The sequence below is a fragment of the Bartonella sp. AP9QHHD genome (genome assembly GCF_042195625.1).
Taxonomy (GTDB): domain Bacteria; phylum Pseudomonadota; class Alphaproteobacteria; order Rhizobiales; family Rhizobiaceae; genus Bartonella.
The window spans coordinates 37,208-50,205 of sequence record NZ_JBHIOP010000101.1; the positions used below are offsets into that span (position 1 = coordinate 37,208).

General features: G+C 39.7%; 10 protein-coding genes and 2 pseudogenes. 7 read left to right on the forward strand and 5 right to left on the reverse strand.

The annotated features are described in order from the left end of the window. Positions 1 to 6: 6 nt before the first annotated feature. Entirely contained in the window at positions 7 to 1,068 is a 1,062-nt protein-coding gene (locus ACFIK4_RS08990) for an Mrp/NBP35 family ATP-binding protein (RefSeq protein WP_375612259.1), read from the reverse strand. Positions 1,069 to 1,672: 604 nt separating this feature from the next. Here ACFIK4_RS08990 and rpmH point away from each other — a divergent pair. The 7 genes and pseudogenes from rpmH (at position 1,673) to ACFIK4_RS09025 (ending at position 8,500) form a co-directional block, all read left to right on the forward strand. Beyond that, positions 1,673 to 1,807 carry a 50S ribosomal protein L34 gene (rpmH, locus tag ACFIK4_RS08995; protein ID WP_375612258.1) on the forward strand — a complete coding sequence of 45 codons (135 nt, stop codon included), beginning with the start codon at positions 1,673 to 1,675 and terminating at the stop codon, positions 1,805 to 1,807. A gap of 117 nt (positions 1,808 to 1,924) precedes the next feature. Next, entirely contained in the window at positions 1,925 to 2,317 is a 393-nt protein-coding gene (gene rnpA, locus ACFIK4_RS09000) for a ribonuclease P protein component (protein ID WP_375612257.1), read from the forward strand. Then, the gene (gene yidC, locus ACFIK4_RS09005) at positions 2,307 to 4,145 is read left to right on the forward strand and encodes a membrane protein insertase YidC (protein WP_375675785.1); all 1,839 of its coding nucleotides are present in this window, start codon (positions 2,307 to 2,309) and stop codon (positions 4,143 to 4,145) included. Before rnpA ends, yidC begins: the two co-directional genes overlap by 11 nt. After that, positions 4,142 to 4,786 carry a ribosome biogenesis GTP-binding protein YihA/YsxC gene (gene yihA / locus ACFIK4_RS09010; RefSeq protein WP_375652905.1) on the forward strand — a complete coding sequence of 215 codons (645 nt, stop codon included), beginning with the start codon at positions 4,142 to 4,144 and terminating at the stop codon, positions 4,784 to 4,786. Before yidC ends, yihA begins: the two co-directional genes overlap by 4 nt. 139 nt (positions 4,787 to 4,925) lie before the next feature. After that, positions 4,926 to 5,618, forward strand: coding sequence for a glutathione S-transferase family protein (locus ACFIK4_RS09015; protein WP_375612254.1), 693 nt, complete (start codon positions 4,926 to 4,928; stop codon positions 5,616 to 5,618). A 1,216-nt stretch (positions 5,619 to 6,834) separates the two neighbouring features. Beyond that, positions 6,835 to 8,001 carry a tyrosine-type recombinase/integrase gene (locus ACFIK4_RS09020; RefSeq protein WP_375675786.1) on the forward strand — a complete coding sequence of 389 codons (1,167 nt, stop codon included), beginning with the start codon at positions 6,835 to 6,837 and terminating at the stop codon, positions 7,999 to 8,001. A 207-nt stretch (positions 8,002 to 8,208) separates the two neighbouring features. Continuing rightward, positions 8,209 to 8,500 (forward strand): annotated as a pseudogene (locus tag ACFIK4_RS09025) (helix-turn-helix transcriptional regulator). Between the two features lie 102 nt (positions 8,501 to 8,602). Here ACFIK4_RS09025 and ACFIK4_RS09030 read toward each other — a convergent pair. The 4 genes and pseudogenes from ACFIK4_RS09030 to ACFIK4_RS09045 all read right to left on the reverse strand — a co-directional run. After that, positions 8,603 to 9,004, reverse strand: coding sequence for a hypothetical protein (locus ACFIK4_RS09030; protein WP_375618845.1), 402 nt, complete (start codon positions 9,002 to 9,004; stop codon positions 8,603 to 8,605). Next, positions 9,001 to 9,765: a hypothetical protein gene (locus ACFIK4_RS09035; protein WP_375675787.1), complete on the reverse strand. Its 765-nt coding sequence runs from the start codon at positions 9,763 to 9,765 to the stop codon at positions 9,001 to 9,003. Before ACFIK4_RS09035 ends, ACFIK4_RS09030 begins: the two co-directional genes overlap by 4 nt. 12 nt (positions 9,766 to 9,777) lie before the next feature. Continuing rightward, on the reverse strand, positions 9,778 to 10,191 hold the full coding sequence (locus tag ACFIK4_RS09040; protein WP_375675788.1) for a hypothetical protein: 414 nt from the start codon (positions 10,189 to 10,191) through the stop codon (positions 9,778 to 9,780). After that, positions 10,188 to 12,998: pseudogene (locus ACFIK4_RS09045) on the reverse strand (hemagglutinin repeat-containing protein); the annotation flags it as partial. The gene ACFIK4_RS09040 and the pseudogene ACFIK4_RS09045, both read right to left, overlap by 4 nt.

A 12,998-nucleotide genomic window follows, 5' to 3' on the forward strand; every position in this document is an offset into this window, starting at 1 on the left:
CCCCATTCAAAAGAGTTGATTTTTTATTTGATCAACAATTTTACGATATAGTTTAGCATGCTCTTCACTAGGCTTAGCAACAAAAATAGGGATTCCCTCATCTGAAGAAAATCGTAAAGCTGCATCAAGCGGTATTTCCCCTAAGAAAGGGAGTTCTCGACGTTCCGCTTCTGCCCGTGCACCACCATAGCCAAAAATATCATAGCGTTTTCCCGTATCAGGAGCGATAAAATAACTCATATTCTCAATGAGTCCTAAAATAGGAACATTAACTTTCATGAACATTTCTATTGCTTTACGTGCATCCACTAAAGCAAGATCTTGGGGCGTAGAGACAACCAACGCACCTGTTAATTGTACCTGTTGGGCAAGCGTTAATTGTGCATCCCCTGTACCGGGCGGCATATCCACGACTAAAACGTCCATAGGGCCCCATACAACATCTCGTAACAATTGCGTTACAGCTGCCATAACCATAGGACCACGCCATACTACCGGCTTTTCTTCCTCAACCAAAAACCCCATCGACATCAATTTAAGTCCAAATTTTTCAAGAGGTTGAATCTTTTTTTCTCCAATAAGCTGTGGTTTTTGATTAACAAGTCCTGTCAAACGTGGCAACGAAGGACCATAAATATCAGCATCCATCACCCCCGTTTTGAAACCAGAATCTTGTAAAGCTAAGGCGATATTTATTGCCATCGTAGATTTTCCGACCCCTCCTTTTCCAGAAGCAACAGCAATCACATGCCGCACACCTTCTATGGGCATTTTGATCGGTAAGAGATTTGCTCTCCGACTAGGTGCTGTCTTTGTTATTTTTTCTGCTGTAAGTGTAACAACAGCAGATTTCACTCCCTCCAAAGCACATACCACCTTTTCAGCAGAACGACGCAATGATTCCCATTTTTGCACACCTCCATCAGGAACTGTAATGGAAAAGAAAACCTTACCATCAGCAATCAATATTTCTGAAAGAAGACCCAACGACACAATATCGCTTTCAAGATCTGGTCCTTTGATTGTACGTAATACGTTGCGGACAGCCTCACTTGTGATAAGATCCATGTTCTTTCCTCTCTATAAAAATACCAGCAAATATAAGCATAAGAACGAAAAATACTTACAAGGTTCATCACCTGATAATTTTGTTCATCACTTGATAATTTTCTACTTTACTCAGCATTATAAAGTATACATCTCTTATCTCTTTAAAAATATGAAACCATCCTTAAAATAAAGAAGTTCAAACATAAAATCTGCTATAAAATCCTATCAATCACGTTTGTGCTACAACCACTTTAATGAATATTCTGATAAAAATTTTGTAAAAACAAAAACTGAAAAAAACTCTTAATCCTAAAGGATATTTTAAATTGAGCATACAGTAATCAGTCACACCTTCTTTAATTCTTTAAGGCCCTAGCTATTTATGTTCTGTAGCTTCAATCGTTATTTTCTAACACTCCTACAGTATTGTAAAAAAGCGTTACAGATAGTTATAAGGTGTTTTGTATTCTTTCAAGAGAGAGAAAAACAATCTAAGATTGACTTTTTTTATATTTTTCCTTATGGGTTAACAGCCGTATGATAGGATAAAATTGTTTATCTCGCGCATAACTACTCATAAAACGAAGATTAAGAAGGGCCGCACTCCGCGGTATTTAAATAAATGAAACGTACTTACCAACCCTCTAAACTTGTCCGTAAACGCCGCCATGGGTTTCGTGCACGCATGGCCACAGCTGGAGGACGTAAAATTATTGCTGCAAGACGTGCTCGTGGACGTAAGCGGCTTTCTGCTTAACCATTTAAATTTTCACAACCGTTGAGGATTGCTCATCGTTTCTTCGTTGTGAAACTTTTATTATGAACCTACAATGTCTGCTTGCAGGCATTTAATGAAATTGCGAAATATTCTTTTATGAAGAAAAAACATCCCTGCCGTATTCGCAAAAGAGCAGACTTTTTGGCTGTCCGTACAGGAGAAAAACGACGTGGTCCTTTATTTTTGCTCGAAGTTAAATCTCGTGAACAAACAACAGAAAGAAAAGATTCTCTTTTTGCACGTGTAGGCTTCACTGTTACCCGTAAAAACGGTAACGCTGTGAAACGTAATCGTATCAAAAGGCGCTTGCGTGAGGCCGTGAGAGTTGGTGTAACAAATCACATGGAAGCAGGAACAGACTATGTCATTGTAGCGTACCGTGATGTGTTACATGCACCTTTTACATCCTTGATTAGTGAATTAAATCGGCGAATAAAACCAAAAATAAAACATCAGCAACAACAACAAGGGTGTACGGATGGAATATAATCGCAATTTCTTTATCGCTATTGGCTTATCTTTCGTAGTGCTCATCGCATGGCAATTTCTTCATGTTGCTCCCAAACAAGCAAAGTTACAAAAACAACAAGTCATCGCACAGCAATTGTCAAAACAACAATCAGCCCTTTCTACTACCACGACAGATTTTTCTGATGATACCTCAACGTATCAAGCTACATCTATCATCGAACAGCCCATGACACCTGAAATCCGGAAAGCTGTATTGGACAAAACAGAGCGTATTGCAATCAAAACCAATGAACTGGAAGGCTCTATTAATCTTGTTGGTGCACAATTTGATGATCTTCACCTCAAAAAATATCGTTTAACAGTCGATAAAAAATCACCGGAAATCGATTTGCTAAATCCTAAAGGTTTCAAAACAACCTACCTTGCTGAATTTGGTTTTGCAAGTGCGTCTTTGCCAGCAAAAGCCTTGCCACAATCGGATACAAAATGGCAAATAGAGGGAAACAATACAATCCTGACTCCTTCAACACCCATCACTTTAATTTATAATAATGGACAGGGACAAATCTTCCGACGGACCCTTTCTGTTGATGATCATTTCATGTTTACCATTGAGGATTCTATCAGCAATGAAAGTGATCAACCAATACATCTCTCGTCCTATGCCCGCGTTGCACGTGCTGCACCACCAGAACATACAAATGCAACCTATTTACTTCATGAAGGTATGATAGGTATTGCTGGAGATTCGCTCAAAACTGAAAAATATAAAACCTTAGCAGAGCTTGACCCAAATCCTGATAATGGGCAAAAGAGCGTGACTTTTTCCAAAGTAACAGGAGGTTGGATTGGTATTACCGATAAATATTGGGCTGTAGCAGTTATTCCCCCGCAAAATAAAGAATATACAAGCCGTTTTATTTATTTTGATCGTTTGCAAACACATTATCAGTCTGACTTGCTAGGGTCGCTTTTAACGATTGCCCCAAATGAAACAAAAACTGTTACAAATCGTCTTTTTGCTGGTGCAAAACAAGTTGAAATTATTAATAGTTATCAAAATGACCTAAAAATCAAAAAGTTTGCTCTTTTAATTGATTGGGGCTGGTTTGATTTCATCACCAAACCAATGTTTTCCCTCATTGATATTCTTTATAAACAAACAGGGAATTTTGGTATCGCCATCCTTCTTGTCACAGTGCTCTTAAAAACTCTTCTTTTCCCTCTAGCCAATAAATCTTATAAATCTATGGCACGCATGAAGCTTTTACAACCGCGGTTGCTAGAAATAAAAGAAAAGTATCCCGATGACCAAACCAAACAACAAAAGGCAATAATAGAACTATATAAAACCGAAAAAATAAATCCCCTTGCAGGCTGTTGGCCGATGTTGGTTCAATTCCCAATATTCTTTGCTCTTTATAAAGTTCTCTATATCACCATTGAAATGCGCCATGCCCCTTTCTTTGGCTGGATTAAAGATTTAGCGGCACCCGATCCAACTTCTCTTTTTAACTTGTTTGGTCTCTTGCCATATACAACGCCAACATTTCTTATGATTGGTGCATGGCCTTTGATTATGGGAATAACGATGTTTTTACAAATGCGTATGAATCCCGCTCCTCAAGACCAAACCCAAGCGATGATATTCACATGGATGCCTGTTGTCTTTACTTTTATGCTCGCCTCTTTCCCTGTTGGTCTCGTCATCTATTGGGCATGGAACAATATATTATCAATCATTCAGCAAGGTATCATGATGAAGCGCCAAGGAGTTAAAATTGAGCTTTTTGATAATCTGAAAGCCATCTGGAGAAGATCACCCAAAAAAGAAGTGCATGAATGACAAGAGATTCTTCCCTTTCTGGAATTTTTTCTCGCAATTGGATTTTTATTCGTGGTGTACCAGCAATACGCTTTCTCCCCCCCGAAGGACCACCAGAAATTGCATTTGCAGGACGTTCCAATGTTGGAAAATCATCTTTAATCAACGCACTTGTCCAACAAAAAAGCTTAGCACGTACCTCAAATACACCAGGACGGACTCAAGAGCTTAATTATTTTGTCCCCGATGGATTCAGTGGGCAACTAGGAGACCTTCCCCCTCTAGCATTAGTAGATATGCCTGGTTATGGTTTTGCTGCTGCTCCTAAAAATCTTGTTGATGCGTGGACAAATTTGATTTTTAGCTATTTACGGGGGCGCACAACGTTAAAACGTGTATATATCTTGATTGATTCACGGCACGGAATCAAAAATAATGATGAAGATGTTCTTGCTCTCCTTGATAAAGCAGCTGTTTCTTATCACATTGTTTTGACAAAAAGCGATAAAATCAAATCAAATGCTTTGGAAAAATTAATTATGAGCACACAAACAAAGCTTCTTAAACGCCCAGCAGCTTATCCTGAGCTTCTTGTAACCTCTTCAGAAAAAGCTATCGGTTTAGAAGAATTACGTGCTGCCATTTTGCAAACCATCGCATAAGAGAACAATTCCTAGTCATTAACAATTTATTAATTATAATTACTAGCAGCTACTAATGATCTTGTACTTCTAGTCAAGCATCTTTATAAAAATGATTACTTGAAAGAATTCTCTTCAACTCTATTTGATAGTGTAAATTATGCTGACACTTTTTCACTCTCCCCTATCCTCTGCCTCGCGCTTCATACGCCTCATTCTTGGGGAATATGGTGTAACCACTCAACTGATTGAAGAATATGAATGGGCAAGAAGACACGAATTTCTAGCCCTCAATCCCGCTGGTCATGTTCCTGTTTTTCTCGATGAACACGAGGTTCCATTATCAGGTCCTCTTGTTATCTGCGAATATTTAGACGAAACACATGGAAGTTTACGACAAGAAAATAAGCTCTTTCCAGAAAATCCTTTAGATCGTGCGGAAGTACGCCGTCTCAATGACTGGTTCTTAAATAAATTCGAAAATGAAGCAACGCGCCATATCGTACGAGAACGAATCCATAAACGTGAAATGCCACTTGCCATTGGCGGTGGTGCTCCTAATTCACAAATTTTACGCAATGCACGTGCCAATATTTTACCACATATGAACTATCTCAATTGGCTCTGTGCCTCTCGCGATAGCTTAGTCGGTTCTGCCTTGTCCTATGCAGATCTAGCAGCAGCAGCCTCTATTTCTGTACTTGACTTTCTAGGGGAAATTGACTGGGAACAATCTCCTGCTGCCAAAGACTGGTATATGAGAATTAAATCACGCCCTTCTTTTCGTTCTCTTTTAACAGATCGCGTCCGCGGAATTGTTGCAAGTGCTCACTATGCAGATCTTGATTTCTAGCCTTCTCTCACAAACAAAAATAAAAGTGATATTTTATCTAAAGGATATTTATAGGTTTATGAATTTTTATGCATGCGTATAAACGATATAATGATTTATAATCGTATTCAACAGGGAATAAGACCCATTATAATTGAATCAAAAAAATACTTTCTTATCGTGTCACAAAAAAAGATTAGCACAGGGATAAAAAATATTTAAGAAAGCATTTTAACGACTCTCTTTAAATACAAGAGCTGTAGCATCATTAGAAGCTAGGCAAATAAAATAACAATACTTAACGCATGTTATCCTCAAGTCTCCCCAATATATGAAAAAACGCATTGCATAACATATATACTATTTGCTCTATAATAAAAAAATCCTCATCATGCGTTTTTACAACATAACAATTTTTTTAACTGACTTTCCTAAAAGATGAAGAATCCGACCAACTCTCGTGTGTAAACAATCCAACTTCTTGTTAGCCCCTTGTTTTACCCCCTTTTTACGTGATTGTATTTATGGATAACATATTTATATACAATGATAAATAATCGTTTTTTTACTTTAATCATCAATTCCAAATACCTTTTTCTCATTACCTTCATCACATTTAAAACAATCAAAATCGCTTTCTTATGCGTCACAAATAGAATTGGTAAATGAAAGAATATTAAAGAAAAGAATGAAAATGCCTAAGTGCCAAGAATTATTAAAACATTAAAGGCTAACAAAACGTATGATAATGCTAATTTTCTCTATTTATGAAGCATAAAGATAGTGGCGCAGAATAGATGTTATATTATTCATGGATACTCTCTCGTGATACCACTCACGAGCACTATCATAAAATAAGTTTAGAAGAATTGATAAATATTTCTTTAAGAAAAGCGCATGAATTGACAACATAGGTGTATTTTGTTTGGGAGATCTTGTTTTGCATGAAGAACGCTCTCCCCTTAAAGAACGAAAGAAACAAAAGCGTAAAGTAATACACAATCTCCTTTAGGTGTCATAAGCAAACCTTACTTAGGAATATTCATTACACACTCTAACGATACAAGATATTGATTTATAATGATAATCTAGCTCTGTTCATATTGAATTAGACGCCCGAATAACGTAGGATTCTCTCATTTCAAATCTGTTTATCTTGAATCAATCAAAACCACTTGCTTGCACGTCACAAGCGGGGTTGATGTGTGGGTAAAAATTGTACAAGAAAGGAGTAAAAATGGTTCTTATGAATCGTCTTAATGCAAGGGCTGTAGCAACATTGGGAGCTGGTAAATATAATGATGGTGCCGGCTTGCTTCTTCACAAACGTAAAGATGGTGGTGCTCAATGGCTTTATCGTTATACCATTCATGGTCGGCGCCGTGAAATGGGCTTGGGTGCCTTGCGAGATGTTTCTTTAAAACAAGCTCGTGAATTGGCAACTAGGTGGCGGGCTGTTTTACGTGAGGGGCGTGACCCTATTAAAGAACGCAACAAACAAAAGCGTGAGGCAATGCGCAATCTCCATTATTTAAAAGATATTGCTCTAGATGCTTTTGAAAGCCGTAAAGCTGAATTAAAAAATGATGGTGAGTCTTGTAATTGGTTTTTACATTTACGCCTCCATATTCTCCCTAAATTAGGCTGTCTGCCCGTTTCAGAGATTACCCAAACAGAGATACGCGATACCCTTGCCCCTATTTGGCATACAAAAGCTGGAACTGCTCGAACAGCACTAATGCGTCTTAATCTTTGTCTCAAACATGCGGCTGCATTAGGGTTAGATGTTGATTTACAAGCAGTAGAAAAAGCACGCGCTCTCTTAGGCAAACAACGTCATAAAAAACAAAGCTTACCAGCCATGGATTGGAGAGATGTGCCGGCTTTTTACCAATTTCTCTGCAAAACAACAACTATAAAACATTTAGCTTTGCGTCTGCTTATCCTGACAGGCGTTCGTACCAACCCTTTGCGTCATATTCGTGAAGATCAGATTGAAGGTGATATATGGACAATCCCTGCTGAGAATATGAAAGGCAAGCGTGATGCCACAACAGAGTTTCGCGTGCCCCTATCATCTGAAGCAATAAAAGTAATTGAACAAGCCCGCTGTATCTCTAAAAGTGATTTCATCTTTTCACTTACCGGTCGTGGTCCTCTTTCACATACGATGATGGCGGCGTATATGAGAAAAAATAAAATTGAAGCTTGCCCCCATGGTTTTCGCTCTAGTTTACGCGATTGGCTAGCAGAAACAACCGATGCCCCCTATGAGGTCGCTGAAACTATTCTAAGTCATACAGTTGGCGGCAAAGTAGAGCGTGCCTATCGTCGTACTGATTATCTAGAACAGCGCCGTGTCTATATGGATAAATGGGCGGCTTATGTCACGGGTCAAACCTAAAATATGGGGTGAATAACCCCATTATCTGTGGATAACTTTAGCTCTCTTGTCTCTCATTCTTTCTCAATAAGATTCATCACGTATCACATCAGAAATTGTATAATAAAATATTGTTTTCTATGAATAAAACATCTTTCTAAATGAACCAAAATGTGGTTAATAAATAGTTATGATTTGTTACCATTTTTATAGTGAAAGGATTTTAATATGACAGAAAATGATATTCTTTTAACAGACCGTGAAAGTGCAAAATTGCTTCATATGAGTGTTTCAACATTCCGCCGTCATGTAACCAATGGCTCTCTCCCAAAACCTTTAAAATTTGGTTTTTTGTCCCGTTGGTTACAATCGGATCTTTTNTTCAACATTCCGCCGTCATGTAACCAATGGCTCTCTCCCAAAACCTTTAAAATTTGGTTTTTTGTCCCGTTGGTTACAATCGGATCTTTTGAATGTCATCGAGCAAGCAAAACAGCAACGTTATAACGACGCGGCATAAAAAGAAAACCTTGTCACGTAAGGACGGACAAGGCTTTCTCAAGCTCATCAACCTGGTGCTTTATTTGGTGTAAATTCAAGGCTTTCTCTGCTGAAGCAAGACTTAAGGCTGGCATTCAGGTGCATTTTTATACTTTTTACAAAAAGGGCTGTTCAAACGCTTCTTGACACTGCGCTGTGGTATGACAGCACCTGGACGACAAATGGGAAGGTTTTCAGCTCTAAAAGTATAACACCAATATGGTCCTCCCCATTTGTAGCGGAATCCTGCTTGAATCATGCAAGCATCGATGGAAGCCTCTGCATTGATGCTTAGCTTTCTATTTTCTGGAAAAACATCATAAGGGGTTGGCATACCACATTCTAACAATGCTTTTCCTACCTCAGTAAAATCTGCTCCTGGTTTCTCCCATGCACTCAAAACTCCTGGTGGAGGCTTGTCGATGTTACATCCAGCAATATTTAACAGAATGAGACCACTTAATAATTTCAAGATTTGTTTCATTTTTTTCTTCCTGAATATTTTGAATAAATTGGCGTACGATTAGGTAATCCATAAGCCTGTCGACATATTGAACCTGCATTACCATAACAAGCATGGACACTGGGGTAGCCCTTAAATATTTGCCATGCTTCTTTCCAAGGACCACTTCCAGGAGGTATTTGCTCAAAAGTGTAAGGATTTTTGCCAATCTTTGTACCAACAAAGTCATTTTTATGATTTTCCAAGTTTACGTAATCCTGCTTTCCATCACTTAAGATATATAACGTATCTGCCATGTTTTGAGTATTATAAGCTGGTCCAAAGAAATTAATCGTTGTTTTCTTTGCTATACCATGAACACCATGCTTTTCTAAATCATGCGATCCATTGCCCGCTGTCATACTGCCGCGGCTATGCGCATCAGTATGCAATCCTATATTGCCAAGGCTATACAACAGATTCTGGTACTTCTTCGTCGAATTGGTCAAAATACCCAACTTACCTTCTAGAGCATACTGATACCCTGCAATGAACAAATCTACCAAGAATGAATCGCTATGGGGAAACATCAGAAAATAGTGTGGATCATTCTTGTTATCAGCCAACTGAACCGCATTATGGGCTGCGTCATCTGATGTTGTAAAAATACCATTGAGAAAAACATGAACCTTGCCATCAGAACCTTTTTGTAAATTCTGTTGTTCTTCATCCGTTAAATAATGTGCGTGAGGAAACAATCGCGCCATTCCAAGCAAAGGCAAGGATGGCGCATTGTTGGTCATTACAAGAAAGACTTAAGGCTTGCATTCAGATGCATTTTTATACCTTTTACAAAACGGGCTGTTTAAGCGCTTTTCGACACTTCTCTTCGGGATGACAGCACCAGGCTGACAAATGGGCAAGTTTTCGGCTTTATAGTTTTGACACCAAGTTCCTCCCCATTTATCTTTATAGTGGAATCCTGCTTGAACCATACAGGCATCAATTGTTGCCCATCCATTATTGTTTACCTCTTTATTTTCTGAATCAGGATCGATAAGACTCGGCATTCCACATTCTAATAAGGCTTTTCCTATCTCAGTAGAATCTGCTCCTGTCTTCTCCCACATATTCACGTACCCTGGAGCAGGTTTGTCAATGTTTTCAATGTCACATCCAGCTATACTTAATAAAACTATCCCACTCAATAATTTAAACAGTGTATTCATTTTTTTCTCCATAAATAACCTAAACCTAAATTATCTAAAATTGCATAAGGTGCATAAATTTTTGTATTATCATTATGATGTGCTCCATAATCACGTTTACATGCTGCCGACGCATTACCATAACACCTATGGGTGCTAGATTTAAAGCCGCCTAGAGCTTTCCCTTGCTCTATCATTGGAGTTGCTGGTGGAAATATTGCATAAGGGAACCTCAAGGGTGCCTTATAAAAAGTAGGTAGATTGTGACCAATTCCTGTACCAATGGGATCGAATATATGGTTTTGTAAATAAATATGATCTTTTTTACCATCACTCACATAATAGAGTGCATTCGCTATTGATTGAGAGTTATCAGCTGGTCCAAAAAGATAGATATCTGTTTTTTCTGCTATACCGTGAATGCCACGCTGTTCAAAGTCACGCATTCCATTGCCCACTGTCAAACTACCACGGCTATGCGCACTAACAATCGCCCCTGTATTGCCATAACGATAGATAAAATCTTGTAACTTCTTGGTCGAATTACTCCATCTCCCAAAATATTCATAAATCGCTACTCCGTACTCTACGAGCCTGTCTTTAGCTTGTGGGTGGTATGTAAAATAAAGGGGTTCATGTTCATTATCAGCTAAGTGGACAGCATTACCGGCTGCTTCATCTGGTGTGTTAAAAATACCATTATAGAACATACGCCTGTTGCCATCAGAGCCAGCTTGTAAATGCTGCTCATCTTCAGCATTTAAAAAGTGATACAGCGTAATATATTCTCCATCGCTGTCTTTTATAGGTTTTCCATTTTCATCGGTTAAATAGAGGACATTGCCATTTTCATCATGCAAAATCTCACCTACTGGATGTTCTTTAACATTTGCGACTTCGCGCACTTTGTCCCAGTATCCCAATCCTTCATCCGATAAATCATTGATCATATCTACGCGATTATGCACTACCCCCTCAAGCGATGCGACATCTAGCTGTCCTACTGCTTGGTGTGCTGCTGCGGTGTTGCGGTTGAGAGAGCCAATGATTTGTCCAGCATCTTGCCCCATCGCCCTCTGTCCAGTTGTATCAGTAAGAATGATAGTCCCATCGCTGATAGCAGATTTGGTTTCCCCTTCTGCTCCATCCTTGGCTTTGCCGTGATTTAAAACATTCTTGGCAATGTTTTTTATCGTGTCATTCCCAGAAAGGCTAAACCCATGGCTGCTGGCTTTAGCATGGGCACTGTTGCTGATATCACTGGTGCTAATGCTTCCTGTGGTCAGGCTGTTTTTATCTGCCGGCGCGGTGCTGGCAATGATGCCTCCGGTCAGCGTTGTTTTGTCTTTAACTATGATATTAAAGCCGCCATCACCCGCTTTGATGCCTGATTGTTCCACAACACTATGATAATCGCTGGAGGATTTATCGTTTTGGAAAGAGGCGCTCATGGAGCCCCCACCACCCGTTTGTCCAGCACCAAACCCAACAGAAACAGAGTTTTGCTTGCTGGAAGTTTGTCCCGTATCACTGCGGCTGGTAATGGCAAAATCACCCCCTACTTCCATTTCTACACGCTCTCCAGAAACCACGGCGCCTGCCAATGTGGTGTTTGCCCCACTCGTGGTATGAACAGTGCCGGTGCCTATAATATGGCTGTTTTTGTGTTGAACTTCCTCACTGGAACCTTCCCCTTGACTAAAAGAAGCACTACCCGTTGCCCCTGCGCCACCCGTGCCATAACCGGTGCCAACACTCATTGAAGAACTTTCACTGCTGTTTTGTGTGCTTTGCGTGTTTTGTGCACTTTCAAAGATGATATCTTTACCTGCTTCCATGGTGATCTTTCCGCTCTGTGCATCATTTTCCAGCACATAGATTGGATTGGTACCAGCGATAATATCAGCGCCAACACCATGAATGCTGCCTTTGTGGGCTTGCATGTTAACAGCGCGTCCGCCTTCTATGCTATCTGTCACCGCTGTGGAGACTTGAGAAGAGGCTTCTGTTTTCTCAGTTTTAAAGCCCACGGTTACACTGCCAGATGCACCAGCCATATTGGCAAGAGCATCCTTGGTGGAGCCCCCCAATCCTCCTAATGAGCTACTCAGTCCTTTGGTTGTGTTCCCCTTTTCCCCCGTATTGCCAGTCAGCCAATTAATAAAGTTCTCTCCTTTATTAAAGAGGTGATTGATTTTCATGCCAGTCAGTATGCCATTAATAACGGTGTTATTGCCATCCTTATTGTTCATACGGTCCGCTGAATCTTTTAAGCCTTGTACCGTGCCAAGAACACCGATATCAACGGAAGTTGTCACACCAGCAAAAGACTTTTCATGCTTTTCTTTTGCGTTAGAGGTATCATAGCTTTCTGATAGGGTGATATTATTGCCGGCATCCATGTTGACATCACGATCCGCCGAAACAATGGCTGCTTTAAATTCACATCATTGTCAGCAGTAATCTGCACATCTTGGCGTGCCGTGATGTGTGATTGTGTGGAAGTGGTTTCCCATTGATCGCCCGTATCTTTGGCGCTTGCAATTCCAACACCTACAGAAGCACCGCTGTTGCTCTTTTCAAACTGAATGCCAAAGCCTGTACGTTCTTCCTTTGAGCTTGAGGAATGGCTATTATGACCAACAAGCACATTCACATCATGCGCTGCCGAAAGGTTAATATTCTCACCTGCAAGGTCAGAGCCAACAATTTTCACATCTTTTTTCTTGGCAGTGATGTTGATCGTGCCATCCGCATTGAGAGAAGAACCTTGATGCTCAAAACTCTCTTCATTTTCTGTCTTTCCCTCACTCCCGTATATCGACACA